Raw genomic sequence first — 26236 nt, forward strand, 5'->3', positions numbered from 1 at the left:
TCGGTGAGAACATCGACCGAGTTAGCCATCCTCTGTTACACAACCTGCTCCTGAAGCTGTTCAATCAGATGGCTTCGGCGCGACGCTTGCTGTTGCAAGGCAAGGTCGAGCTCCGCATTCATGTGTTCCATCAGCCTGGCGCGGTTGACCCCAAACATGTCTGCTTTGTCGACCATGTAGACCGCGATGGTGGAGATGAGAGCCGTGGATGCGCCTACGATCGCCGCGGTTGCCATGTCTGCGAACGGCAGAATTACCGGTATTGCTTTCAGCTGAAGACTGATCGCCTCCTCCAGTACAACGCCGCCGACAATGATTGCGCCACCAACAACGACTTTTGACGCTTCATGTAACCCCTCGGTAAGTGTCATGCCTTCTGGTCGGACAAGGACAGTTTTGCAGGCAGTAACCAGCGATGAGGCACCTTCGCGGATCATGCGTGCTGTCCGCTTGGCGGTGGTAACGAACGCGTTGATTAGGACCGTCAGAAGGTTGGCCAGAAAGCCAGAAATGAAACCACCAGCCCCGGCGGCGAGTACTTCTTTCCATTGCTTGGCAACTCGCACTCCAACGCGCTTGATTCGGCGCTTGAGTTCGGTACCTACCGTCACTTCCTGGGCTCCGTTCTCATACCAGTCGCGAATCTCATCCCATATCCCTGCGAACGCCTCGACTAGAACCGCCCCAACTGCGGCCTGGAACGCCGCACGGCCACCAGCTTTCGCGCTGGTTTTAAGGCAGTCTGAACGAAACTTTGGGCTGCGGTAGTAGGTGTTTATCTCGTTCTCATAATCAGCCCTAGCAGTCCGGTCGGCAGCGAGAAGGGGTTCAGGATTATTAGAAATTTTCTCCTGCTCAGTCAGCTTGGCAAGCTCTTGAGCGCGATCCTTCCTCAGCGGTTCGCCAGTAGCCTCTAGGGCGCGCAACTCTGCCAATCTTGCGTCGCGCGCTGGTTTGTTTTCTTTAACCCAGGCAACGTATTCAGTCGCCGACTTCTGCAACATTGCCGAATTCGTCGTCTTGGTCGTTGGATTTAAATTGCTGGCCTCATTGGCCAACTTGGGGCCGTCCTTATCAGCCAGAACCCGTCCAGGGTCTTTATGAATCCACTCGGCCGCTATTGTGTGGTCAAGGCTTTGGCTATCCTTGAGGCCGAGCGGGTCTCCGGTGTATGCGTCGGAAAGGTTGTCACGCAGCCGGGCCTCGGTCGCCTTACGGTTCGTTTCTGCATATCGTGGATCTTTCTGGTGATAATCGTAGGTGTTGTACGCACCACGATCCTGGTAAGCCAGTTGGGCTTCGTCGGTCGCATAGACTCCAGCGCGGGCATTGTGGATCGTGTCCACGCTTCCACCAGTCTTGTCATAGGCACTGAGAATCTTGCCCACCCCAAACGTTCCAGCAACAGCCTGGAGCGTTGACCGCCGTGTCTCAGCGAATAACCTCGAGACTCGTTCGGCGTTAAACGCTTCCTCTAAACCCGAGAGCCGAGCTTCAATCGCTGCGGCGGTGACGGCAATCGGAGGACTTCCCAAAGGAGCCGCTAGCGCCAGGCCATCAAGATACGCCTGATCGACTGGTGCCGCAGACAGTCGTCGTGCGTCGGAGGAAGAGGGCATAGGGATAAGTTCGGCACCGGCACTTCTCTGTGCTCGGAGAGCCTGGCGGAGGGCAAAACGTTCAAGAGTACTGCTCATCATTTCGCCTCACGCTGTCTCGCGCAAATAGAACCATTCGGATCGGAAGGCGGTCAGTCCAACACTTGCAACATACTGGAGATCAAAAAGAAGTCCGACGAGCTCATCAAAGAAGCGCCAGGTTTCAGTACTGGCTACGCTTGCGGCATGGGTGAATGCGGTTTTTACATCAGGTGGTGCGAGAGCCACGCTGTCCATTTTCGTGCGCATGTACTCAGGCATCGCGATCTTTGATACACCTACGATGTACTCTTCGATGTGCGCCTTGTGTACAGCGGATACCGGCCCAGAGCTTGCCGCACACGCCAATCCGACTGAATACAGGGCCAGGGTCATCTTGAACATTCGCCGGTTTTCTTCGGCCTCTGCGTTCAGCTTTTCCAGATTGTCGTTCTCGGCCTGGCGCTGCTGTTCCTGCCTTGCCTTTTCTTCAGCTGCACCCTCCCGCTTCCCGCTCGCCTCCGCGGTCTGGACGTTGCTACGGTTGAAGTAGTACATGGTGGGGACGATGGCACAGGCTGTTACTGCAACGCTGGCAACCACATATACGAGCTTCCCTGCTGCGGCTGCAGAACTCATGAACCAATACTCCGTGATGTTATTCAGTGGGCGGATCATCCCACCAAAAAGTGATTCTTAATAGCCATCACTATAGCGGCTTTGGCAACATGACCCTGCGATCGAATGAAAAAAGGGAGCCTCGGTTTTCACCGAGGCTCCTTTATTTTAAGTTGGGGTGGCGTCAGTTCTTACGCTGCCGCGCCACTGCTGCTTCCACGCTTTCGTGGTCCATCTTGTATTTCGTGCCATCTGCGGTCATGACGGCCCAAGGATACTTGGGCCGGCGGGGATGAAACTCCACAAGTTTGAAGCTACCCAACGAGCGGCAGTTCAGTGACACATCCGGGTCAAAGCCGTACACCGTGCACATTTGTTCGAGTTGAACCCGTGCAGGATCTTTGCCGCCAGGAATCCGGACCTTGATCTGCAAGGTCACTTCGTTCTGGTTAAAGCTGCCGTTCCCGGTTTCGATTTTGAAGCCGATGTCGATCGCACCGAGTGCTGCCTTGAGGGCATCGATGGCACCTTGCGCTGTAGCGCGGTTGAAGACGGTTGCGACGGTATTGGTGTTGGGGGTGGTGTTCATGGTGAGGCTCCTCAGTAATTGGAGCCATTGGAACCCGTTGCAGGTCGTGCCAGAACCTTCCCGGGCATTTCGTTTTGAGATACTGACCGTACGCTAGCCGTGTCGAGAAACAGGTGGCCACTCATCATCCTCGCGATGCAGTATTGACGTGGAACCCCGAGAGTCGAGCCAAGCAGATGCGCGGATTGCTCTCGGGCGCGGGGGAGGCTGTTCAAGCCGAAATGATTGGTCCTTCCATGGAGAGTGAACGCCTGTTCATAATCACCAATACGCGAGGCGCGGGGAGGGTGACAAGACCGCCACGGCCGCCGGCAGACTTCAACCCAATACCCAATCAAGAGCGCCGACCAGTTGCCCTCAACCAGACGATGCAACCTTTGCCTTAAGCGCGCCGCCATGACGGAGGACCATTTATTCCCACGGGGCCTGGTCCGGCCTGGCCAGCGGCGTGTCACCAAAATCCTCCAGAGAATCGATCCCAACTTCCGAGGCCATAGGACGACATTTCTTGCCCAAAATGGGGTGGTTAAAGCGACGCTGTGTGGGGACTGCAACAATCGAGTGTTGGGTGCCGAGCTCGATCCGGCTTTGATCGACGCCTACAGGTCCGCGTCGGCGGCGTTGGAGAAGGGGCGCTTCCCGGTGATCGAGCCGATTCAACTTACAGGTGTGAACATCAACAAGGTGGCTCGCGCCGTTGCTGGGCATCTGATCGCGCTGGACGACAAGGCTCATCACCGGCACCGCATGATTCGGCGTCTGAGGCGATTTGTGCTGCAGGAGAGTGCAGGCCTTCATCCGGATCTGCGCTTTCATATGTGGCTCTATCCTTTCAGTCGGCAGGGGATGCTCAGCGACCTACACCATGCTGAGTTTGGCTCCCCACATGACGTGCTCTGGATCTCAGCCTTTAAAACATACCCACTCGCTTTTGCTTTCAGTACCGAGGTTCAGAATCCAAACTATCGATTGCCTGGGGTCATTGATCTCACCCAAGCGGTTACTACGGACCCGACCGCGCGTTACACGGTGCGGGTCGCTACAAAGCCTATCGTCGACAGCAACTGGCCGTTCGCGCCCTACCGCAATGGAGCGATCCTCGCTGGGGACAACGCCAGCGTTACTACAGTCCCGTACCAGAACAGAAGCTTTCCTCGTTAGCCCAAGGCGGGGATTGATATGTTTATTGGCCGCAATGACAGTTGGATGAGTGAATCTGACACACCTCTCCGTGGCGGCGCGCCAAACGGACATAATCCATATGGAGGTTGTGTCCGTTTTACGTATTTGGCTCTGTTATGGAAATTTAGGTGTACCGGCAGTTCGCACATTTTGCGGTCGCCCCAGTCGCGCAAATCTAGGTTCTGGGCCTGCTGGCGTCTGAATGAGGCCTGGGCAGCAGTTGATGAAGGCAGGTGGACGGCTCAACAGCGCCTGAGAACCGGAACAGGAGGTTGCTGGAAGCATTTTATCGACGAGTATTGGCTGTGTGGGCGCGGCCATTTCAGACCGCACCGCACCGCGCTGCGCTAAGGCTGCGAAAGCAAACCCACCATTTCAGCGTTGTCACCGGCAAGGAATTTCTCGATAGCTCTTTTATTATTCGCGAGGTCGACTTTTTCAGAATCGGTCATCACACCGCGCATTACAGCATCGAAATGAGATGCGGCCTTGTCAAATCCAGGATTATTAAGATGCAGTTCGTTCACCCAATCAGTCGGCTGAATGACATTTCTTAGATCTATATGTATTACCTTGTCTTTATACTTTATAGCAAGGCGGGCAAGCATTTCATTGAATGTGTCAACTTGCCGTTTCACGATATTCCACTGTTCTATTGGGCTTGTAACTCCCTTGCTTACTAAAGCTGGTTTTAGCCATGGGCCAATAATGTGCTTCCCAAAGAGATTAATAACACCTTTGCCCGTTGGTACAGCGTATCCGTACCCGTGAATCAATATTTTAGTATTGGGAGATGCCGTGAGAACTGTTGTTATCATCTTTTCATAACCATTCCAAAATACGGTGTTTATCATGTAATTGGAATAGTCTCTGCGCAGGACTTCCGCTTTGCCTTCTACAGAGTCTTTGTGATTTAGGTAAGAAGCGAATTCATCGCCTGCGATGTCATTTCCGCAACCTGAAAAAATGAAGAATCTAGGCTTTTCGTTTTTAACAGCATCTAATACTTCTGGATGCTCGCATGATTGTCTTACCCAGCTATCATTGTACTCGGAGCCATATAGCATATTTTCAAGAGTATCACCGGCAGTGCCAAAATTCCTGATCATATATCCAGTATTTCTAAGGGACTTAATCAGGTCATTTCCAGGTGGATATTTCGTCCACGAATCGCCTTGGGCGACGACGTTGAACGGCGCTCCTGCGGTCATCATTTTCCCTGACTCGCGCAAGGTATCCAAATAAAAATCCAAGATATCAAGCTTTGCGTATTCGTCGAATGCGTCTAGCGCGCGAGTCATGTCTTATGTCCTCATAGGTTAATCTGAGTCGCTTGATTGATTTTGAGAGAAGTTTAGGTGGCGTTTCAAAAAGCGCCTTACCGTTTGTCTGTAAGAAAAACCATAGCGTTTGGCATAATCGCGAATAGCTTCTACCGTCATAATCGCGCCGCTCATAATTCGTGAATGCGGCAAAAAAATGAAGGTGGAGAGCAAAATGGAAATAACAAAAGAGCAGCTCGAAGCACTTAAGAAGGAAATTGAAGCAAATTTGGGAGATGAGTCTCAGATGAGTGCATTGGCCGCAAACACTAGTTTTTTGTGTGCCAACAGAGAGGTTATTACAACTTTTGCTGTGAGTATTGCCAAGGCTTGGGTAGGGGCAGGTGGTGCAATTCTTGTGAAAATGGGAATTGACTGGTGGTACAGCAATAACTGCAAGTAGCTTCTACTTACGAACGGGAGGGTAGGGAAACTCTCCCGTGTATATTGGTTTTACTCTTGGTATCAACGATCCTCAATGCTGAGATTTTTGTTTGAACGATGACGCTCTTCATCTCTGCTGTTGTAGTACGTATCGACAGTAGTGGCCAGGCTTTGATGGCGCAAGTCTGCTTGGAGATCCTTGTGATCACGCACTTTGGCATCGGCTGTTGCCGAGGTGTGGCGAAGCCAGTGGAGGGAAGCAGCCCGAAGGTTGTTGATGTCACCGTCTGGGAAGCCCTCCGCACGCATGCGCTCCAAGGCCAAGTCGAAGACTTCCTGAACAAGGCTGCGGATATGCCCCTCTGACAAACCTGACCGGCCTTTAATAGACTGGAGAAGCGGCGCAGAATCATCAGGGGAGGGCGCCGGGGTCAACCCGAGGAATCGCCTGTAGCGCGCCATCCAGACGTTTATGTACTCGTCCTTGACGCTAATCTTGGCCGATTTGTTGCCCTTGCCGATGACGTGAAACCACCAGTTGCCGTGATCATCTTTACGGAAATCGTTCATCATGGGTTGCCAGTTATCACGGCCAACCATATCGGAAACCCGGAGATACATTGAATAGATGGTAGCTATGATGAAAAGGGTGCGTTCGTGAACCTTTCGTTTGGTCTCAAGAAGCTCTAGTTTGGTCTTAAGTGCCTCTTTACCTGCATCGTCTAGTTCTTCGTTGTCCGTGTCGGCTGCTGCATGCAATTCGGCTGATGCTTGATCAGCCATTAATTTGGCTGTTTCTAGTACGAAACTCCACTGAAGCGCGGTCAGCGCTTTTGCCTTTTCGTCTGCCACAACCCGTTGCTTGTACTTGGATTTTTGCTTGATTGCGCGTATCGGGTTTGCGTTATTTGACAGGCCTTCGTCAGCTGCCCATTGGAAGAAGCTACCGCATACCGCAAAGATCTGGGCGATCGAGTCCTGTTTCATCTTGTATGGCTTAACCTCAGGTTCTTTGTTTTGTTCCTGGGCGAGCTTGAGGTCGGGCTTCTTGACCGTGAGGAAGAATGGTCGCCATTTTGGGTTGACTGTGTAAGTGTCAGTGTCCTTATTTTTTGTTCGACCGCCGACGCGCTGATAGCGTGCTTTGACCACCGGCCCGATCCAGTCGGCATGTGGTTTCAGGCAAAACTCCATGAAGCGTTCGCCATCTTGGCGGGTCATTTCCAGTAACGGCTTCTTGCACACCAGCAGAGACCAGAGCAGTAAGCGCTCGACGTGGGTGCGATAGGAATTGTAAGTCGCAGCGTTGCCTTCATATGAGCGAAGGAAGCTTCGGACGGCTCGATAACCATCGATTGCGCTGAGATCATCAGGGAATGATTCCAGGTAGCTGATGACTACCGGTTGTTCTTGAGTTAGGTTGTTGTGGTTCAGTTCAAGGAATCGATCATGCGATTCGAATAAAGGGATCAGCTTCGCGGCCATGAGATTTCCGGTTTTGGATTCCATTAAAAACGGAGAAATCATACCCGGATTCCGTGATCTCTGTAAAATACGGTTCTACTCATTATCGAATATTACACCCATCCCTGATGCGTCACCCATCACTAAGCCTTTGAATTAGCTCATTAAAATACTGATTTAGATGAGCTATTTCTTTGCGCATTTCATTCAGTACTGCCAACCCTCGATCGTATTGCAACCCTCCGCTGAATTTTTGGGGGTTGGTTTGGCGTGCGATATTTTTTTGTGTAGTTATCCTGATCGTAAGAACTTTAGAAATCGAAATATGAAAAATCCAACGAGCTCTGATTTTACTGAACCCGACACAGCGAATGGTGCTGTGAGCGTGCTTGACCTCTTAGGCAAATGCTCTGATCGTGAGCTCTCTATTAAGACAGGGGTCTCACCCTACTTCTTGCGAATGATGCGAGAATCCCTAACTATCCCATCCATCAAACAGTCACCTTACCCGGATGGGCTGGTCGATGATCTTGGCGAGATGCCCGATCGGGATATTTCCGCTAAGTACAATATAAGTAAAAGCAGAGTTTTTCGGATCAGGGAGAAGCTTGGGATTGCTCGGTTCCCAAAGGGTAAAGTCATACCTATCGTTTCGTCTAGTCCTGGTGATTTTGGGGAATCTCAATCGCAGAGGCTGGTTGATTTTTCTGAAACAAATATGTTTTCTAACGCCACTGAAAATTCAAGCAGACAAATTGGGGCGGTGGCGCACAGCCAACAATTCACCCCTAATTCAGCAGTTGCAGTGGTTAGTACTTTGGGCTCCCCTTCCCCTTTAGGGAAATGCACTAAAGCGAAATCACGTTCTAAATTAGAGTGGTCGACCGAAGCAATTTCATTGCTTGGGACAATGACGGACGCGAATTTTGCACGGATATTCGGGGTTTCTACCTTTACAGTTCAGAAGAAGCGTTCCGAGTTAAATATTCCATCATTTGCGAAATCACTATGGACCGAAGACCTCATCGCTATGCTTGGAACTGTTCCAGACATGTATTTATCGTTGATCTCTGGGTTTTCTTTGCCGACGATAGTAAATGCGCGTATTAAGGAAAATATTCCGGAGTATTCCGCGGTTGTTACCCCTCAAGCAGATATTTCATTGCTCGCGTCGGAGACATATGAGCAAAAGCAAGACGAGATAATAAAAGCTCTAGGGAAGCGTGATGATAGAGAAATTTCTCTGCAATTCAAAATACCTCTAGTCCAGGTAATCAGGTTGCGATTAGATCTTGGCATTCCTCGCGTTTATGGACCTAATGGCAATAAAAAATCTAAAGAGCTTGAGTTGTTGCTTAGTAAAATCCCAGCAAACGTAGTTTCTCAGATAGGGACGATGCCTTACAAAGGTGGCGGTCGGATTTGGTCCGTTGAGCAGATTAGTGCTCTTGGAACTGATAGCGATGCCAATATCGCTAAACAATTGGGTTTCACCTATAACCAAGTTTTTTTTAAACGGACTCAGCTTGGTATTCCACTTTATAGGCTGTGGACTGCCGAGTTTACTTCTCTCCTTGGTGCGATGACTGATGCTGATTTTGCGCTAACTGTTGCAGGTGGGAAATTTACTCCTGAGCAGGTTTATAATAAAAGAGCTAGCTTAGGTATTCCTGCTTTCAATAAAACATGGACTCCTGAAAATCTGGCTCTCTTAGGGGAAATGACCGATAAAGAAGTTGCTGAGCAGATTGGAAATGGAATTACATTTCTCGGCGTTCGGAAAAAACGTCGCGCGCTGAATATAAAAGCATGCAGGATTTCAAAAGCTCCTAAGGCGCCTCGTGCTCTTGACGAGTGTTGGACAGATGACGTTCTTAGTCAGCTTGGTAAAATCAGTGATTATAAGTTATCAAAGCAAACCGGGATTGAGCGCTCAAGGATTACCCTGATGCGACAAAGTTTATCAATTCCTTCTAGTTCAAATGCGGGGAAGAAATGGAATTGGACTGATGAGCAGATTAGCATTATAGGAACAATGTCCGATCTGGAGGCTGCTGCCAAAATTGGTTACGGTATCGGTGTGTCTACTGTGAGGGCAAAGCGACTTGCACTAGGAATTATTTTTTCATGATTCCGTGCTGGTTCAGTCTGTATTGTAGTAAATCCGTCGCTTTTTGGGTCGGGGTTAGTGTCACTGATAAAGCCGCTTAAGATTGCAGCGTAAATTTAAAGTTACTTATTTTCCACAATTCAAAAATAGGAATTAAAACGTGGGCGCAGGCACTCTTTGGGTCTTGATTGATGATATCGCGTTGGTTTTAGACGATGTTGCGGCACAAACTAAAGTAGCCGTTAGTAAGACAGCAGGCGTGCTCGGGGATGATCTGGCACTCAACGCCCAGCAGGTTACTGGTGTTCGAGCCGATCGCGAGTTGCCAGTTGTTTGGGCGGTGGCCAAGGGATCACTGCTCAACAAAGCCATCCTCGTGCCAGGTGCCTTGTTGGTAAGCGCCCTGGCCCCTTGGGCAATCATGCCGGCGCTGATGATCGGCGGCGCATACCTCTGCTTTGAAGGTGTCGAAAAAGTTCTCCACTCTGTGCTGGGGCACCGTGATCCGGCGGTTCACGAAGAGCGCAAGCTGGCGTTGTCGAACGATGCTATCGATATGGTCAGTTTTGAGCGTGAACGAATTCGTGGGGCCATTCGAACAGACGCCGTGCTTAGCCTCGAGCTCCTGGTTCTCACGATGGCGGTTGTCGCCGGCGCCCCTCTCCTTGAGCAATTTCTTACTCTGGTGGTGATTTCCCTGATCCTCACTGGCGGCGTATATGGTTTTGTCGCCGCGCTGGTACGCTTGGATGACATGGGTCTGCACCTGACCGTCAAATCCAATCGGTTCCTCGCCGAATTGGGGCGCGGCCTACTTTGGAGCGCGCCAGTGATGATGAAGTCTCTCGCCATCGTCGGCACTGCCGCCATGCTTGTTGTTGGAGGATCGATTATTGTCCACGGGGTCCCTGCCCTACACCACTTCAGCGAGTCGCTGATCTCCACCGGTGGCTCCATCGGTGGCTTCGGTTTGCTGCTGGCGGGTAGCGCAGGCGTGATCATTGATGGCATGACTGGTCTCGCCGTAGGCGGCCTGCTGGTATGTCTGGTAGCAGCGACTAAGGCGATTTTCTTTCGTCGACGCACTGCCTGATCCATCGACTAACCCCAAAATGCCGTCCACTGCTGGGCGGCATTTTTGTTTGCGTCGTGTACTGCTAACGAAAAAGCAGCGGCTTTTTGGCTCGACACCGCTCGCCCTTCGGATACCCTGTAGGCCTGGTAGCGACTGGCCATTCGGCTGGACCAACCCAGTATCTGATTTGAGTACTACCCGGCCTGGCGTAATACAGGCGATTTCCCGGCCATCGGCCCTTGCAGGTGTTTCAATGAGTAAAGTCCTAATTGTTGAAGACTCTCCTACGGACTCCTATCTTGCGCAGAAGTGCTCGCGTGAGCTGTTTGACGAGGTCCGGGCGGTTTCCAGCGTGAGTGAGTTGTCGACGACGCTGGAGTCGTACCACCCTTCCCTACTGATCATCGATCTGAACCTGAACGATTGGAAAAATGGCATTTCGGTGATTAGCGAGATCCGCGATACCGAGGGCGAGATCTCCAACGTTCCGATTATTGTCCTATCGAGCCGAAAGACGCCGGCCGATCGCGCACATGCTGAAGAAGCTGGTGCCTCTGGCTACCTGGTGAAGCCCGTGACTGTGGAGGCACTTCGGGAGATGGCTATCAGTGTCGGAGTTCTTGCCGGCCCCCTACACGTCGCAGCGGCGCGTGGTTAACCGAGAAAAGGCTTGGCAATGGCAGCAATCGATGTACTGGCGTTTTATCCCTGGACCTTCGCGGCCCTGATCGGTTTGATTGGACTTCTGGTTGGCAGCTTTTTGAATGTTGTCATTTACCGACTGCCAGTCATGATGCAGCGCGATTGTGAGAGCCAGGCTCGCGAGTACTTGGGGCTTGGAGATGGTTCCCAAGGTGAGGTTTTCAATCTCGCCTTCCCCGCTTCGCAGTGCCCGGACTGCACACACAAGATTCGAAGCTGGGAAAATATCCCGCTGCTTAGCTGGGCAGTTCTGAGAGGAAAGTGCTCCTCTTGCAAGGCGCCTATTTCCCCGCGGTACCCGCTCGTTGAAGTCATCGCTGGCGCCTTGTCGGCACTCGTGGCTCTGAAATTTGGCTACAGCCTGGCCTGCGTTTTTGCGCTCGTTCTTGTATGGGCAAGTATTGCCCTGTTCATGATCGATGTAGACCATATGTTGCTACCGGACTCGATTGTAATCCCTGGCGTCTGGCTGGGCCTGGGGGCTGGGTATCTTGGGCCTTTCACCTCTTTGGAGAATGCGTTCATAGGCGCCGTATCTGGCTTCCTTTTGTTTGCAATCCCAGCATGGGTTTTCCTTAGGCTCACTGGTAGGGATGCCATGGGGGATGGCGACTACAAACTGATGGCGCTGTTTGGGGCGTGGCTGGGCTGGCAGATGCTGCCTTTGGTCTTTCTGGTGTCCACTGTCACTGCAGCTCTCGTAGGCCTCGCCTTCGCACGGTCCCGCGGTGGGAAGTTTGCGTTTGGGCCATTTATCATCCTCGGCGGGATGGTGGCTTTGTTCTTCGGCCATGACCTCTACTCGTGGTATTTCCAGGTCAATGGTCTTCACGTTGGTGCCAGTTTTTTTTACTAGATCGGCATTGGGCCTGATTGTTGGAAAGCAAGCGGTCTCTGACCCGGGTACTACATCCAATAAGGAGTTTGATCATGTTCTATGGTGCAATTGAGCAAAAGTTCAAAACTGGGGCGGTCAGCGTTGGCCTCCACCCGGTAGGGTTTGGAGATGAAATCTTTATCGAAGCACGGGGTATGACAGGTGTGCTGGTAAAGTTTTTGAATCCATCCGAGAAACGGAAGCTTGCTGACCTCGCCAAGACCGATGCTGAGGAGTGCAAGCGTCGTATGGTTGAATATCAGAGTCTCAGTCAGGCGCAGCGTGATTCGTTGCAGGAAGAAAGCAAATTGGAGCTTCGTAAGGAACAGGAAAGATTGGTTTCTTCTCAGCGTAAATTAAGCTTTAGCCTTGCGTTGGCCATGCTCGCCATTTGTCTGTCTTTGTATTTCTGCATCCGTTAGCACTTAATTCAGCTTTTGGTTTTCGCAGCACGCGGCGCTGCCAAATGTCACTTCCGTCCGACAATCGCGGTACGAGGTGTTGCTCTGGGCTTGGCTGGTTTCATTTCAGCGTATTCCCTAACCGCTTGAACCCATTGTCCGCCGCAAAATATCCTCCCACCAGCTTGGGGTCGTGCATTCCTCTGGTGTTTGCGCGGCCCGGTAGCAGGCTGTGCGATCACGGGATCTGTCGATTGCAACGATCGTGAGTGCGCTCAGTGCGACAAAGCAGACCAAGGCTATTGGTACGATGGCCTTGGCAACGTAAACCGCTTGGGTGGGCATGCCGGTCTTCCCAGCTTTAAATTTCATAGTTGTCCCCCTCCGGGCTCAGAACGATCAGGGCATGCTCATCCCTAGGGATGAAGCCGGTCACCAGCCCTTTCTCCTGAAGTTTGGCCAATGCTATTTCTACTGTGGAAGTCGATAACTCCGTGCGCCGGCACATCTCGGCATTGGTCATAGTCTTCAATTTCCCCGCCTCAGCGGTCAGAGCGATCGGAGCATGCACTTCGTCAGTGATATGCCCGCTCACAAGCCCCTTCTTCTACAGTCTGGCCATTGCCGCTTCTGCCTCAACTTCCGTTAGGCCATTACGCCGACTGAACTCAGCTATGGTCGTAGTCTTTTCAAAGGTGGCCATTATTCCTCCTTGCGAGCCTGCTGCTCTACCGCCACCGTCAACGCGGTGATTTGTTTCTGTTGATCGTCGACCATTGAGCGGAACCTTTCAGCTTCATTGGCGTTTGCTCGCGAGCGATCCTCGGCTTCATTGTGCTGGGTGCGGACGGTCTCAAGTTGCTGGTTCAGTAGCGTTAGCTGCCCTTCTTTTGCGGCGCCGGCAAGCTTAAAGCTCTCCAGTAGGGTCTGTGCATTGTGCAGCTCGGCTTTCACTGACCCCAGCGATTCTCGGCAAGCGTCCAGCTCTCGAGCATGAGTTCGTGCATCGGCCACGAGCACGCCATTGGCGTGGTTCAGTTCCGATATTGTCGAGTTGTACTCGAAGTTCTTGTTGGTGAGGTGATCAACCTGGCGCTGTACGGCCGTCAATGCTTCGTCGTGTGCCTTTTTTGTGTCCGCCATGAGGCTTTTGGTGCTCGCCTGCAGATGCGCAAATTGAGAGCGACTCATGTCCAGATCGTGTTCAAGCTTATCGATGCGTCCCAGGTGTTCCTGCTGAATCTTGTGTTCGCTTTCCAGCTTCTGTTCCTGGCGACCGATTGTGACACTGGCTTCATTGAAGCGCTGGACCAACTCTTCAAAGCGCCTTGTGAGGGTGTTCAGTTCGTTGGTCGTTTCTTTCAGCTGTCCAGCTGTCTGCGCGTGAGCATCCTGTTCCGCTTTCAAGTGTTCTTCGGCCGCCGCGACTTTCGCGTCGGCCTTCACTGCTGCCTCAGTCACGGTTGCTGACGCCATCTCCTGCAATCGGTTGTGCAGATTCATCACCACATCGCGCAGCTCGGTGTGCACCATGCCGCCAACTCCGAAAGCTTCCCCTGACTCGGCTTCGATTTCCTTCAAGTGCCGGAGGATTGTGGAAAGCGATCCGTGGCCGAGAACCTCGCGCAGCGTCCGGGCGGAGACGTGTTTGCCTTCGGCAGTCAGTTGGTTCCTGGCAACCCGGACATCCAGCTTGGAAACACCACTACCCGCCATCGCTTACTCCTAAATTCCTGTTAAGTCAATATCTTATAAACATGGCAAAAGGCCATTAAGGTGTCATAATGTACGCCATTATGTACGGCCATTCTGTAACGTAACATCGTACAGATGAAGAACAATGTTTTCCAATAATATAGGGAGCATAATAGGCGTTATTCTGTCCTTTGATTTTTTCTCAGCATTTGGCCCCCTATGCTTTAAAAAACAGGAATTCATGCTCGCTTTTTGATTTTCTGAGCTCTTTGAGGTGTAGGTGTCGCTTCCGCAGCGTACAGTTTCTGTACATGGTTAAGCGGATGCTGCTGACAAGCGCCATGAGGAAACTGACTAGCGGTAGCACCATTCAGCGAGAGAGGTGCCGAATAATGCAGGTGCGTGACACGGTCTTGCCGGCGAAAGCACACGGAACCCGGTGTACGAACGAGAACTGGGTGTATGAAATCTGATATCGCGCACGCACTCGCGCCGTACGCCTGGCGCGGTCCTACAGGTGCCCTGGATGCTGGCCTGTTCAGGAAAGCGGCCCGGAGCGTCGGAAAGAACACCCCCCCCTTCATGAAAGACGCAACTTAGGAAATCGTAAGAGGGCCTTTAATTACAACTTGAATGACACGAAAGCGCTGGATGAGTGTTCGCACGTTGATGCGTGAAGCACGCAAGGCTGAATCTCGCCAAGGCGTCTCGGTGCGCAAGAAGACAGCATTGGTGCTGGAACCGCTCGAGGCCATGCTGGCGACCTGTACCGATGGCGTGCTGGGTATGCGTGATCGCGCCTTGCTCTTGTTGGCTTGGAGTGGTGGTGGTCGGCGCCGATCGGAAGTGGTGGGACTTCAAGTGGGCGATGTGCGGAAGCTGGATGCTGACACCTGGTTGTACGCCCTGGGCACGACAAAAACCGATACCAGTGGCACTCGGCGAGAGAAACCGCTGCGCGGTGCTGCGGCTCAGGCGCTCACAGACTGGCTGGATGCTGCGCCTGACACTTCTGGACAGTTGTTTAGGCGAATGTATAGAGGCGGTAAGGTTAGCTCGGCGGCCATGTCGTCAGATCAGGTCGCGCGCATCGTCCAGCGTAGAGCGAAATTAGCTGGATTGGAGGGGGATTGGGCGGCTCATAGCCTACGCTCGGGATTTGTCACTGAAGCCGGTCGGCAAGGGGTGCCCCTGGGCGAGGTGATGGCCATGACCGAACACCGTAACGTCGGCACGTCGGCACGGTGATGGGGTATTTTCAGGCGGGCTCACTGCTCACCAGCAAGGCAACGCGACTGATGCCCGATGACGAAGCAGATTGAATCGGTCTAATTTAGTGGGGGATGAACAGCTAAGCGAATCACCAAGCACAATGAAGTGTGCCGCTGGCGCCGTCTGACCGAAGTATGGGCGGGGTGACGGCCGATAGGAGTAGCGAGTCGAGTACTATTCAACAGATGTGATGAGTCCACCAAAAATCCTGAAAGTCCCAAAAAGTTGAAGTGTCCTTCGATATTAGAAGCAGCACACGTTTAGCTTCAGTGGCCTTTTTGAGAGTCAGTCGATCGCGCATAGGTGATTTCCTTGTTCTGGGAGGTGGGGCGCCAGGTGAAATGTGAGCGCACTAGATGGATTTGTTTCAAAAGACAAAAAACCCGCCTCACAGCGGGTCTTTATCGGTTATCTATTAACATTTAGATAACATTGTATCTAAAGCTCCCACTATAGTGGCGTGGAACATGCTTCGAAAAAATAGAGTTCGAAGTTTCTACCCTGGAGTTTCATCTCTCTGAAATTACCTACGGTGTATACATTGCCATTGTAAACGTAACTTCCCGGCCATCTCTCACCATTGTGCACGGCACCAGGAAAATTAACAATGCTGACTCCATTAAGGCTCAACCCCAAATTACCAGCCGGGTCTATGCTAGACCAATATGTTCGATTCGGTGGTATTGTTCCGTCATTGTTAGGGCCAATGTATTCGCACACCGGCGCAACAACTTTTGTCCCAACGTTCATCTGGGAGACTGAGATGGTGATTGTTTGATACAGAGGTACTGCAGGACCATTGTTTATAACGGCGCCGGTCACTACGCTTTGCAGGCGATCCTGACGCCATTGTTGCTGTTGTTGCCAGCACCACGCGGATTGTGTGAACCATGTGCCAGCCGCCACGGTGGAAGTATCAGGGGTCCAGGCCGTGCAGCTATAGTAGGCCCCGTAATTCGCCCATGCGGTGTAGGTCGAAGGATACGCCACCCACTTATCGATATATGGAACAAACAAAGATCCAGCTCCACCATAATCTAGAGCGTTAGCAGTAACGGTGGCCCCGCCGAGAGAGTGTGAGGACGTGAGAACGATAGTCGCGACACCGTTCGCATCTGTTCTTGATTCTGTTGCGCTTACAGAGCCATCTGTTGTCACCCAGCCAATACGAACGCCTGCCTCAACAGGGTTGTTATAGGCATCAGTGACGGTCGCATAAATGGTTGCCTGCTCTCCGACAGCAACGAGTTGGTTTGGCGCAGCAGCCAACACAATGTTCAGGTCGAGCTCGCAAGTGTTCCAGCCAGTGCCGCCTTGGCAAACAACATATTGCCAACCTGACTTTCCACTTGGTGATGTCCTGATTTCCTTCCAGCCAGCAGAGGTTGCCAGTTGGCTAAAAGCCAGCGCAAACAAAACAATTAAAGCACGCTGCGCCTGCTTCATTGAAAGTCCATTTACGGTGAATAAGCAGAGCAGATTACTTGCAAACATACAGCCTCCCAGACGCATCGAATCCCATAGAGCCCTTTGGATAATTACCACACCCGGAGCCTGAGGCGACGGTGCTGGTATTCCACGTAATAGGTTTTGCCCAAATACCACCTTGGCAGTAGAGCGGCTGTCCGCCGGCGGTTCGACTAACCAAACCAGTTGCGGGGCAGCCTGCGCTTTCAACTGCAGTAGTGGTGAGTTGTACATATTCATTCATGGTCGCCCGGCCACTCACGCTCAAAGTCCCACCTTGAACATTGCCGGTCGCATTTACCGTCGCGGAGCTAATATCGTTAGCACCATCGATGTTTTGGTTGCCCATGTGGAGGTTGGTCCGCATGGTGTTCAACTCTGGATCGCCGGTATTGGTGCGCGACAGCTTGTCGTACAGCCCTGCCTCGCTCCCGGGAATCCCCACAGTCGAACGAACTGTGTGTGAGGCGGCGTTTGTTACCTGTGAACCAGGTAGGCCGTTTGCAACAACACCGTCCCAGTCCTGCACGATGTCCTGGTCCACGCTGAAAGTTGTGGCGGTGCATGATGTGGAAATGTTCGAGTTGTATTTGTTGACGGTGCCAATGCCTGCCAGGAGCGGTGGCGAGGTGCCCTTCAGCACTGCCAAGGCGTTCGCACACACACCGGTGTCCGGCCACAGGCCTGTCTGTTGCCTGTAGACCCGAGCAGCATCGAGGATTGTTTGAGTCTCCTGGATCGTGACGTTTGCACGCCGATCGTTGAGCTCCTCGATGAAGCTTGGGGCAGCAACCAGGGCCATCGTGGAGAGGATGGCAAGTGCGATTGCTATCTCGATGAGGGTGAAGCCGCGTTGTGAGTTGCGTCTTGCCATGCTGAATAGCCTTTGTGACCGGAGAGCGGAATTTCGGTCGCTTATCCTTGCAAGGCACAAAGTGCACAGCAAACCAAAAAGCCAGCTGTTTTTCCCTACAATGCGAACGATTACCAAAAACGCAATAACGACCGGAAAGCGGGTGCGCGGTGACGATCAGGGGAGTCATGTTTGCGTGGGAGCGTTATACCGGTACCCTATTCGGCGTTTTCGTACGCTACCAATATCAGGAACAGGGCATCGGGGTTGATCATGGCGCTACCGTCGTACCAAGCAATCAGCATTTACAGCTACAGCCCCGTCGCGGGTGTGCGATGCGTTTCCGGCACCTCGAATGAAACACTTGAAGATCTCGATGCGCGCGGTCCAATGTTTCAGGCTGACACCAAGCAGCTGGCCACGTTGACACGACAGGAAGATCCAGCACTGCGTCTTCAGTTTGCATTGTGGGCGCTCGATAAGGCCCCATCTGAGGACCTGAAAAAGAAGATCCCACTTGAGGCTTTCATTCTTCACTACGTGAGAGGGACGCCTGCATGGGAGGCTCTTCGTGGGGCGCCTGCTTTGAATGTCATTCTTATCGACTGGCCTACCGCTGATGGGTATCAGTTCCGCGCCTACATGGTGGGTGCCGCAGGGCCATTCAATGAGCATGATCTGCCCTTCTTCTATGAGCAGCGCCGAGATGAGGCGCAGCCAGGCGTCCGGGCCTCGATGCCCCTCCCCAACTTCAATTCCCCAAGTGCGACCCCAGCAGCGTCAAGGCTTCACTAACCGGTGAATTGCTTACCTGCAGGGCCATCGCCGGCTTTCGCCAATCAGGATCGGATGTGACTGCTGGTCGCCGCGGGGCCAGGCGTTAAATTACGGACTGAGGGAATGCTTCTTTCTCGGCATCGATTTGAACAGGACCTGCACCAGTTACGGTGCGTATAGGGCGTGGGTACCGGCACAGGGTGAGGTGTGAATGTGAGGATGATCAAGATTGCGTGCTTAGTGCTGCCAGTGTTGTTAGTGGGCTGCACCAGCATAAGCACCACAAAGGGCGGTGTCGTTGGCGTGGACCGCGAACAGTACATGGCGGATTCCCTACCCTCCAGGCAACTCGCGGTTTCGTATGCCAACTCCTACCGCGCTTTTGTCCATTACGCGGCCGCAAATGGGAAGCTGCTGACAGATACCCCAAAGGGTCAGACTCTCCAAAAAATTGCTATCCGGTTGATTGCTCAAGCGCCAGTGTTCAAGCCTTCGGCGGCTAAAGAAGGATGGTTCCTGGCTTACATTGACGACGACAAAACAATGAACGCGACCTGCGGTCCGGGAGGCAAAATAGCTATATACAGCGGGTTGGTCCAGGGTCTGAAGCTCACTGACGATGAGGTCGCGGCTGTCCTTGGCCATGAAATCGCCCATTCACTGCGTGAGCACAGTCGTGAACAGGCCTCCTCCCAGGCGGCGTTCGAAGTCGCCGGTACACTCGGCGCGTCAGCACTCGGAGCTGGCGGCATGGGTCAGACCGTGATTACTCAAGCTTTGAAGGCAGGCGTAGGCCTACCCTTCAGTCGCAGGGATGAAACGGAGGCCGATTTGATTGGCCTTGAATTGGCGGCACGCGCCGGCTTTGACCCACGAGCTTCGATCTCCCTCTGGAAGAAGATTGATGCCCAGGGCGATAAATCGAACATGCCGGGGTTCCTCCGGACTCACCCGAGTAACGAGGACAGGATGCAGTTACTCAGTGAAACCATTCCGAAAGTGATGCCGCTGTATGTTGCAGCCGCAAAACAATGATCAAACAGACGCAGCGCCGCGCTCAGCGCCGGCGCTGGCGGTTATCCCCTCACCCCTTCTGAATTTCTGAGCCCCCTTTTGAATGGCTCCCTCTCAACTCAGCGATCACAATAGCTTTGTTAGGCATATCGCCTGCCGCCTAAAAGTAGGCGTGAATCCACAAAGGTGATGGATCGCAATGCAAAACACTCTGATCGATGCAGTTGCAGCTTCTGAAGAAGACACCACGGTCAATGTAAAGAGAACGACCCTGGTCACAGTCTTCCTGGTAGCGCTGGCGATTTTGGCGGGAATGGCGTTTGTGGCCCTGTATGCCGCGTACAAAGCCATGAGCGCAGCCAACAACCTCGATGAGCAATGGCAGCAGCAACATGATCGAATTCTCAGAATCGAGGCAAGCTCAGTGCAGGCCAGTGCCGATGCAGCCGAGGTGAAGGCTGATCAGAAACGTATTGATATCGCCATGAACGATGTCAACAAAGGGATGGCCGAAGTGTCTCAATTGGCACGCCAGGTCACGGCCTATCAAGCGGCTAAGGACGCGATCGACGAGGAGAAAAACGAAGGGCAAAAGAAAATCGCCGACGCCCGCGCCGAGGCCGCGCTCCAGGCCGAAGCCGCTGAGAAGAAGGGTGCTGAGAATTTCGACAGGCTGGTTGCTATGCGGATGCACCAGCGATGGATGCGTCCAGCCACGGCGCTGGCGGGCGCGAAAGTGGAAGTAGATGTTCACTTCGCGAAGGATGGCACCATCACCAATGCGGTGATTGCAACGTCGAGTGGTGAGGTTGATGTCGACCAGTCGATTCTGAAAGCTGCTGCCGATCTGTCCAAGATTCCAGAGATGGGAACGGTCTCCCCCACCATCTACACCAAGTACCTGCAGCAGCGCCGCATTTCATTCGAGATGTGACCCATACGCGCCCCTCACCAGAGTGGGCGCGCTGATGTCTCAAGTAACAGTTTCGGGATGTGGGGTGTCTGCGAACAGCGACTCCTCATCATCGACTGTCTCCCCTTCCGCCAACTCATAACGAATGGAATCGTAAATGCGTTGTGCCTTTGTGGCGCCAATTCCTTTGACTGCCATCAACTCCTCAACCGAGGCGTTAACAAAGGCGAAGGAAGAACGGAAATGGTTGAGCAGTTTCTTCGCTGTTGAGGGGCCGACACCGGCGTAGCCCTCAATGGAAAAAAGAGCTTCGCCTTTACCCGGTTTGGTTTTGCCGCGGCGGAAGGCCACGTCGTACCCGAGTCCAGATTGCGCGTGCATTGCCATACGTCGAATGATCTTTGCAGCCTTCTTAGGCGTGCGGTAGTGGATAACCGAGCACCCCATCAATACGGAGAGCCAACTCAATGCGCCGATCAGCGCCTCCTCTTGAATTGCCGATCGCGTAGCAAAGATGTCCCCTTCAACGAGATAAATCACTCGCTTGAAATTGAAGTTCATCTTGGCGGCCTGGTTGGTAAAGCGCCCATCAAGCAAGGAACTGATGAAATCAGTCGCGGTTTTTCGCTCGATCACGCAGGTGCCGCTGATCACATAGTCACCGGTCTCAAGATTGCCCACCTCGATCTCGACACCGAGAGCTTGGAGCTCTGAGGGAATACCTGAAACCATTTCGCGTGAGTCGACATAAATCTTGACCATCTTCGTTCCAGGCGTGGTTGATTTAGTCATTCACTATAACGGGGTTTGGCACTATCTCCAGACACCAAGCCTGGCACTGGAATTTCTAGGCCCCATTTTGGATTTTGAAAGCCAGGTGCGGCCGTTACCCTATGTGCACGTTCTGAAGAGGTGCGCGTGGTGAATCAAAAGCAGATTGCATTGTTATTGTGCTCGGTTGCGGCGGTGCTGATGGCTCTGTCTGGTATTGCGATTATCCGGTCGGAAAGCCTCCGTACTGAAATGGAAGGAAAATTCGACGCGCAGGAAGGAAAGCTTGAAACGCAACAACGACTACTTGATAAGCTGACGGCCAACCAGCTCGCGATGTTGCCCCTGCTTGATCCTGATCGAGGCCAGAATACAACTGCGGCCAAACTCGACTCTGCCCAGGTGATGTATGATGAGTCCATCGCGCCGCCGGCCACTGGAACTATCGATCCGGCAAATCCAGCCCCCGCGTCCAACGGCTCGGGTGCATTGGCACCTGACCAACACGTCCCAGTGCAAACTGTTACTGAGCCGCGTGACCCGGGCCCCGGCCTTCTCCAGTCTCAACCATTGACCGGTAATGCTCCGCAAATGCCGGATGACACCATCTTGGCCTTGGCGAGCCCCGTGAGCCTACCGCCGTCGCCCACTCCGAAGATGGTTGTGATTCATGATGGCGTATCTTCGGTGGCAGACGAAGCCCCACCTAAGCCTGCACCGGTATTCCAAAACGTAGATGAGATCCTTGTCCAGAAGATCGTTTCTAAATGGCAGCGGCCAGCCAATGTCCGAGATGGGATTTCAGTTCGAGTGAAAATTTGGATGGAGCGAGACGGGCGCTTCAGGAATGCAAAGGTCACCAGGACAAGTGGCGATAAGCAGTTTGACCTGTCGGCCATCGATGCAATCATGGCGGTGAAGAAGGTGCCTGAAATCCGGAATGTCTCCGATGACACGTTCAAGCGCTTGTACAAAGAACGGACCTTGGATTTTTGAACCCCACATGGTCCTGATAAAGGTCGGCGATTGCCGGCCTTTTTTTTGCCTTGCGTTTGCTCGCTCTACCGCGAAACACCAACGCTGGCCAGGCTACAGGATCTGGTTATCCTATACTTGTACGACTCGATGCATTGCTTTTGAACACCCCTGCCTTCCGCCGCCGACAGGCAGCTTTCCTGACTCCGGCCTTGAGTGCTTATGACCAAAACCCTGATTGACCAGAACCCGCCGAGTGAAGCGCCCAGCACCCAGCAGAAAATGGCTGAGCTGCTTGCCCGGGGAGAGCGCAAAAATACCAAATCAACCTATGACTCCTCGATCAAGCACTTTGTTGACGTCTGGCACGGCCTTTTGCCTGCGACTGAGCTGGAGATTTGCCGCTATCTCACCGAGATGTCGGATCAATACAAAGTCAACACTCTAAACCTGCGTCTATCCGCCCTTGCCCAATGGCATAAAAGCTTCGGTTTTCCGGATTACACCAAATCACCATTGGTCAAACAATTGATGCGGGGAATTCGAGGTAAGCACGGTCAGCCCCCCCGACAAGCTGACCCACTGACGCTGGTTCACCTGCGGGCCATCGTTTCGTATCTGGACGGTTTGGCCGCTGGCGCGCTACAGGTGCTTCACGAGCCACTACCAGGCCGCTGCTCGGATGAGGTCCGGAAAGAACGAGAGACATTGTTCACTGTTGCGCGGAAGGACCTGTTGAGGGCTTCGCGCGACAAAGCACTTCTATTGATTGGGTTCTGGAGGGCATTCCGAAGCGACGAAATCTCCCGGATGGATGTAGAACACATCCAGGCAACAAAGGGTCATGAGATGAAGATCTTTTTGACTCAATCAAAAACAGATCGCGAGGCCCAAGGTAAGACCTATTTATTGCCGGCTCTGAAGGAGTTGTGCCCTGTCACTGCTTACACGAACTGGCTCGAAGACTCGGGGATTGTGAAGGGGCCAGTCTTTCGATCAATCAACAGATGGGGAAGGCTCCAGGAGAGCGGGTTAAACACGAAGAGCATCGACAAGATCCTCAAGCGTTTCTGTCGAGAGGCAGGTGTGAATGGGCAAATGTCGACGCACTCGATGCGTCATGGTTTCGCAAACTGGGCCAGTGATGAAGGTTGGGAACTGTATCGCCTGATGAAATACGTAGGCTGGTCCAATGCAGCTAACGCTGAGCGGTACATCAGGCCGTTTTACGACTTTGGCGACATCGGCCTAACCCGCGATCGACTTAGCGAACGAAGCAGCAAGCCTATCAACGAGCTCGGGACCACTATCGCAGGTTCTGCCGTGCGTGAAGATGAGTTGGACGTGTGACCCGGCCGGCGCGAACTTTCCGTCTCGCCCGGCGTCAGGTTTGCACGGGATAGCAAAGTCCCATCAATTGGTCGTGGCGACTGTCAGGTGCTTCCCTGCATATGCAATCGTCACCACTCCATCAAGGATATCGAAGTAGATCCGCATGCCCCGTACACGACCGGGGTCATTCCCTACCATCAGATGCCGGCAAAAATATCGAGTCTCTCCGTCCACCGTGAACATTCTTTCGGACCTAAGAGCAGAATTCGTTTCCACGGTTTCCGACTCTTGCGCGCTGTAGTTGGTACCCAAGATCTCACGCGCCTCGGCGTCTGGTTTACCGTCCGCTAAGCAGGGCGCGTACTCGAAGACCAATTTCGCAAGCAGCTCAAGCATCCTACCGCTCAACTCAAAGTGTGCGGAATCCTCGGCGGAACGCCAGGCGCTCGGCAGTATACGGACACTATCCCCGCCAATATGTTGGATATACGCGAGGACATCCACTGGAGTGAGACTGGCCGGGGCCAAAACGAGCTTTCTGGCCAATTTAGGATCGAGGACAGGTCCGGTGTAAGCATTGGCCCGGTGATGCTCAAGAGCCTCTGCTTTCAATCCCAGTTGATGAACCTCCTGAAGTGCGACTTGAAGCCGGGTGCGCAGCCCCTGGGACTCCTCGAGGGCCATCTCCAGCAGTTCCTTGTCCTCATCACTCGCGCTGTCCGACAAATGCGCGGTCGTTGCGATCGGTGAGTCCAGCTCGGCTACCAGGCTGTTCCAGTCTGCTGCTGCAGTGGCACATAGACTGATAACCCCGTTTACCTCTTCGACGAGGCTTTTGGTTCGTGTGATGACGTTGGCCGTCAGCTCATTCAAACGCCTGGCTGCCTCGGCGATATGCACTGGGTCAACGCTGGTCTTGCTGACCAGACTTCCGAGTTCTTGGCGAACTTTTGCGGCGGCCTGGGCCCTGCTGCGGATGTTCTCGACCTGATCAACCCACGTTTCAGTCAGCAGGTCCTGCTCGATCCTTGCGAGGGGTTGTAGGGCTCTGAAATGGGCGGTGGATATCGAGCCGGATGGACGCAAAGACCAATCGGCCGAGTAGTCAGGAATGCTCAACTGATCCGTTATGCCGGCGAGCTGCAGAGCTTCGGATATTTTGGAAGTGATCCAATACAGTCGGGGGCGGATCTCGTAGTCGATGACCTCTTCAGTGGCTTTGCGCAGCCCTTGTTGTCCGGGCGCATACAGAGAGAACAGCAACTCGTGGGTATTGAGTACGCTACAAGTGTTCGTCTCAAGGACGTCTATAGACAGCTCCTTGAGTGCAGCGGACATTGAAAGCGCTGCAGGTAAGGGGTTTGGAGAGTCCCGCTTTTTTTCGTCTATCAAGGTCTTGATTGGCATTAGGCCTTGGTAGACATCCCGGAACCCAGGATGCTTCGCGGCGACCTCCTGAGTGAGCTCCATGATTGGGGTGTGAAGCAATTCAACGAGCGTGCTGTTTAGTGCAAAACAGGCCTGAAAGTAACTCCCAGTGCCAGGCTCAGTGAAGTTCGCAATTTCAAACAGGTACGCCAGGGTCAGAACACCCGGGTAAACGCTTGAACCCCAGCCCTGCTCGAACAACGACTGCGCCTGAGGCAAGATCTCACAGATCCTGCCTTTGATTCGCTGATGATCGGCGAGGGTAAGGATCTCCCGCAACTCAATGGCACGAGTGCCCAGCAGGTCAACAATAAAGCACCGGGTCAGGGCGCGCGGTGACATCGCGTCGTACTGCTGCTGTGATACGAGTTTCGAGAGCTGTTGGCAAAAATTCGGTAGCCCGTAGCACAGGCTTAAAATGCCGGCGTCTGAAAAGTTTTTCCATTCACGCCGCGGTATCGGGGTATCGAGTTGTAGCTTTCGAAGCTTGTCTGCCAGCTGTCCGATTCGATTCTTGCTTCCAATGATCGATTGCCACGCTAATTCGGCGCGGTCACTGTAGAAGTCTGGTGGTAGGCCTGGGTAATCCAATCCGCGTGCGGCACCGGCGAAGTGACTTCCGCCTTCCTGATCTTTCATGGGGAGTCCGTTTTAATCAAAAGGTTGGTGTCGCAGCTAAGTGGGACTTCAGCAGTGTGCTTTGGAATTGTGGGTTCTCAATTGCACGACTCAACACCTGGTGAATTGAGAATGGTGCCCAGTTTATCACCCACCTTCCCACCGCCGGCGTTCTTCGCGTTCTTGATTAACCTGTGAGCGTGCATGGCCCACTTCAAGTAGGCATCCAGTTTCTGTTGAAACATTAGGCCGGGTTTTGAATGTGAGTTGCTGATCTCTGCTATAGCGCGGTCCACCGCGCAAAGGCTGGTCCGAAGCACCAGGTTGTGTCGGATTTTAGAAATGCGTTCTTTTGCGGCCGAGGGCGTCAGGTGTGCCAACCCAAACAGTGGCATCGATTTGTAGCATTGCGTTGACAGGTTTGCACCGTTCCACGCCAGGGATGCCATCCAACCATCCTTCTGCGGTTGCGGAATTTGCTTATCACAGGAGGTGCAAGCGACGATCCATCGAACTTTCCTCTGTCCGGATGTGATCCTGCGGCTCTCTGCAATTGAGTAACAGGAATCGCATGTCGCAAGCGGCACATCGAACGGATCATGGAAGCCAAAGGAGACCGCGGGAGTGTCCCTATAGTGATCATCAGATTTGAGTTCGTCGAGGAGCGCAATTCGTCGTGCGGTCAATTCCGCAATTTTTCCCGCATGTAACTGATCAAGCATTCAATGCATCCTTGCCGTGTTATAGCCGACTCCAGTCG

24 protein-coding genes and 1 pseudogene are annotated in these 26236 nt (G+C 53.0%); 13 read left to right on the top strand and 12 right to left on the bottom strand.

Annotated elements, in window-relative coordinates:
* Nucleotides 1–35 precede the first annotated feature (35 nt).
* The 3 genes from QF010_RS03725 to QF010_RS03735 all read right to left on the bottom strand — a co-directional run bounded on the left by QF010_RS03725 (nucleotide 36) and on the right by QF010_RS03735 (nucleotide 2844).
* The gene (locus tag QF010_RS03725) at nucleotides 36–1388 is read right to left on the bottom strand and encodes a hypothetical protein (RefSeq protein ID WP_429381244.1); all 1353 of its coding nucleotides are present in this window, start codon (nucleotides 1386–1388) and stop codon (nucleotides 36–38) included.
* Between the two features lie 318 nt (nucleotides 1389–1706).
* The gene (locus tag QF010_RS03730) at nucleotides 1707–2276 is read right to left on the bottom strand and encodes a hypothetical protein (protein ID WP_429381242.1); all 570 of its coding nucleotides are present in this window, start codon (nucleotides 2274–2276) and stop codon (nucleotides 1707–1709) included.
* 163 nt (nucleotides 2277–2439) lie between these two features.
* Nucleotides 2440–2844 carry a hypothetical protein gene (locus QF010_RS03735; protein ID WP_429381240.1) on the bottom strand — a complete coding sequence of 135 codons (405 nt, stop codon included), beginning with the start codon at nucleotides 2842–2844 and terminating at the stop codon, nucleotides 2440–2442.
* A gap of 396 nt (nucleotides 2845–3240) precedes the next feature.
* Between QF010_RS03735 and QF010_RS03740 the strand changes: the two genes are divergently transcribed.
* The gene (locus QF010_RS03740; RefSeq protein ID WP_429381238.1) at nucleotides 3241–4005 is read left to right on the top strand and encodes a hypothetical protein; all 765 of its coding nucleotides are present in this window, start codon (nucleotides 3241–3243) and stop codon (nucleotides 4003–4005) included.
* A gap of 368 nt (nucleotides 4006–4373) precedes the next feature.
* On the opposite strand, the gene QF010_RS03745 is transcribed toward QF010_RS03740, so the two are convergent.
* The gene (locus QF010_RS03745; RefSeq protein WP_429381236.1) at nucleotides 4374–5327 is read right to left on the bottom strand and encodes an SGNH/GDSL hydrolase family protein; all 954 of its coding nucleotides are present in this window, start codon (nucleotides 5325–5327) and stop codon (nucleotides 4374–4376) included.
* 196 nt (nucleotides 5328–5523) lie between these two features.
* Between QF010_RS03745 and QF010_RS03750 the strand changes: the two genes are divergently transcribed.
* Entirely contained in the window at nucleotides 5524–5751 is a 228-nt protein-coding gene (locus QF010_RS03750; RefSeq protein WP_429381234.1) for a hypothetical protein, read from the top strand.
* Nucleotides 5752–5813: 62 nt separating this feature from the next.
* On the opposite strand, the gene QF010_RS03755 is transcribed toward QF010_RS03750, so the two are convergent.
* On the bottom strand, nucleotides 5814–7259 hold the full coding sequence (locus QF010_RS03755; RefSeq protein ID WP_429381232.1) for a site-specific integrase: 1446 nt from the start codon (nucleotides 7257–7259) through the stop codon (nucleotides 5814–5816).
* 262 nt (nucleotides 7260–7521) lie between these two features.
* Here QF010_RS03755 and QF010_RS03760 point away from each other — a divergent pair, with 262 nt between their 5' ends.
* From QF010_RS03760 to QF010_RS03780, 5 genes are all read left to right on the top strand, one after another.
* The gene (locus QF010_RS03760) at nucleotides 7522–9327 is read left to right on the top strand and encodes a hypothetical protein (protein WP_429532488.1); all 1806 of its coding nucleotides are present in this window, start codon (nucleotides 7522–7524) and stop codon (nucleotides 9325–9327) included.
* Nucleotides 9328–9466: 139 nt separating this feature from the next.
* Complete coding sequence (locus QF010_RS03765) at nucleotides 9467–10399, top strand: DUF808 domain-containing protein (protein WP_429381228.1); 933 nt, start codon at nucleotides 9467–9469, stop codon at nucleotides 10397–10399.
* 235 nt (nucleotides 10400–10634) lie between these two features.
* Entirely contained in the window at nucleotides 10635–11039 is a 405-nt protein-coding gene (locus QF010_RS03770) for a response regulator (RefSeq protein ID WP_429381226.1), read from the top strand.
* A gap of 18 nt (nucleotides 11040–11057) precedes the next feature.
* Nucleotides 11058–11939 (top strand): prepilin peptidase, encoded by an 882-nt coding sequence (locus tag QF010_RS03775; protein WP_429381224.1) that lies wholly within the window; start codon nucleotides 11058–11060, stop codon nucleotides 11937–11939.
* 74 nt (nucleotides 11940–12013) lie between these two features.
* Nucleotides 12014–12382, top strand: coding sequence for a hypothetical protein (locus QF010_RS03780; RefSeq protein WP_429381222.1), 369 nt, complete (start codon nucleotides 12014–12016; stop codon nucleotides 12380–12382).
* A 340-nt stretch (nucleotides 12383–12722) separates the two neighbouring features.
* On the opposite strand, the gene QF010_RS03785 is transcribed toward QF010_RS03780, so the two are convergent.
* Both QF010_RS03785 and QF010_RS03790 read right to left on the bottom strand, forming a co-directional pair.
* On the bottom strand, nucleotides 12723–12956 hold the full coding sequence (locus QF010_RS03785; RefSeq protein ID WP_429381220.1) for a MarR family transcriptional regulator: 234 nt from the start codon (nucleotides 12954–12956) through the stop codon (nucleotides 12723–12725).
* A gap of 107 nt (nucleotides 12957–13063) precedes the next feature.
* Nucleotides 13064–14077: a DNA-binding protein gene (locus QF010_RS03790; protein ID WP_429381218.1), complete on the bottom strand. Its 1014-nt coding sequence runs from the start codon at nucleotides 14075–14077 to the stop codon at nucleotides 13064–13066.
* Between the two features lie 633 nt (nucleotides 14078–14710).
* Here QF010_RS03790 and QF010_RS03795 point away from each other — a divergent pair.
* Nucleotides 14711–15378: pseudogene (locus QF010_RS03795) on the top strand (site-specific integrase); the annotation flags it as partial.
* A gap of 400 nt (nucleotides 15379–15778) precedes the next feature.
* Here the strand turns inward: QF010_RS03795 and QF010_RS03800 are convergent.
* Both QF010_RS03800 and QF010_RS03805 read right to left on the bottom strand, forming a co-directional pair.
* Nucleotides 15779–16822, bottom strand: a complete 1044-nt coding sequence (locus QF010_RS03800) for an Ig-like domain-containing protein (protein ID WP_429381216.1) — start codon at nucleotides 16820–16822, stop codon at nucleotides 15779–15781.
* Nucleotides 16809–17669 (bottom strand): type II secretion system protein, encoded by an 861-nt coding sequence (locus tag QF010_RS03805; protein ID WP_429381214.1) that lies wholly within the window; start codon nucleotides 17667–17669, stop codon nucleotides 16809–16811. The genes QF010_RS03800 and QF010_RS03805 overlap by 14 nt, the downstream gene beginning before the upstream one ends.
* Before the next feature lie 252 nt (nucleotides 17670–17921).
* Between QF010_RS03805 and QF010_RS03810 the strand changes: the two genes are divergently transcribed.
* The 3 genes from QF010_RS03810 to QF010_RS03820 all read left to right on the top strand — a co-directional run bounded on the left by QF010_RS03810 (nucleotide 17922) and on the right by QF010_RS03820 (nucleotide 20373).
* Entirely contained in the window at nucleotides 17922–18443 is a 522-nt protein-coding gene (locus tag QF010_RS03810) for a hypothetical protein (protein WP_429381212.1), read from the top strand.
* Between the two features lie 201 nt (nucleotides 18444–18644).
* Nucleotides 18645–19460, top strand: a complete 816-nt coding sequence (locus QF010_RS03815; RefSeq protein ID WP_429381210.1) for a M48 family metallopeptidase — start codon at nucleotides 18645–18647, stop codon at nucleotides 19458–19460.
* A gap of 178 nt (nucleotides 19461–19638) precedes the next feature.
* On the top strand, nucleotides 19639–20373 hold the full coding sequence (locus QF010_RS03820; protein ID WP_429381208.1) for a TonB family protein: 735 nt from the start codon (nucleotides 19639–19641) through the stop codon (nucleotides 20371–20373).
* A gap of 39 nt (nucleotides 20374–20412) precedes the next feature.
* Here QF010_RS03820 and QF010_RS03825 read toward each other — a convergent pair whose 3' ends face one another.
* Entirely contained in the window at nucleotides 20413–21114 is a 702-nt protein-coding gene (locus QF010_RS03825) for an ERCC4 domain-containing protein (RefSeq protein ID WP_429381206.1), read from the bottom strand.
* Nucleotides 21115–21273: 159 nt separating this feature from the next.
* Here QF010_RS03825 and QF010_RS03830 point away from each other — a divergent pair, with 159 nt between their 5' ends.
* Nucleotides 21274–22119, top strand: a complete 846-nt coding sequence (locus QF010_RS03830) for a TonB family protein (protein WP_429381203.1) — start codon at nucleotides 21274–21276, stop codon at nucleotides 22117–22119.
* A 201-nt stretch (nucleotides 22120–22320) separates the two neighbouring features.
* Nucleotides 22321–23448, top strand: coding sequence for a site-specific integrase (locus QF010_RS03835; RefSeq protein ID WP_429381201.1), 1128 nt, complete (start codon nucleotides 22321–22323; stop codon nucleotides 23446–23448).
* Between the two features lie 63 nt (nucleotides 23449–23511).
* On the opposite strand, the gene QF010_RS03840 is transcribed toward QF010_RS03835, so the two are convergent.
* Both QF010_RS03840 and QF010_RS03845 read right to left on the bottom strand, forming a co-directional pair.
* On the bottom strand, nucleotides 23512–25497 hold the full coding sequence (locus QF010_RS03840) for a hypothetical protein (protein ID WP_429381199.1): 1986 nt from the start codon (nucleotides 25495–25497) through the stop codon (nucleotides 23512–23514).
* A 77-nt stretch (nucleotides 25498–25574) separates the two neighbouring features.
* Nucleotides 25575–26198, bottom strand: coding sequence for a hypothetical protein (locus tag QF010_RS03845; RefSeq protein WP_429381198.1), 624 nt, complete (start codon nucleotides 26196–26198; stop codon nucleotides 25575–25577).
* Nucleotides 26199–26236: the final 38 nt, after the last annotated feature.

Origin of the sequence: Pseudomonas silensiensis, assembly GCF_050434865.1 — a bacterium.
Lineage (GTDB): Bacteria > Pseudomonadota > Gammaproteobacteria > Pseudomonadales > Pseudomonadaceae > Aquipseudomonas > Aquipseudomonas fluorescens_W.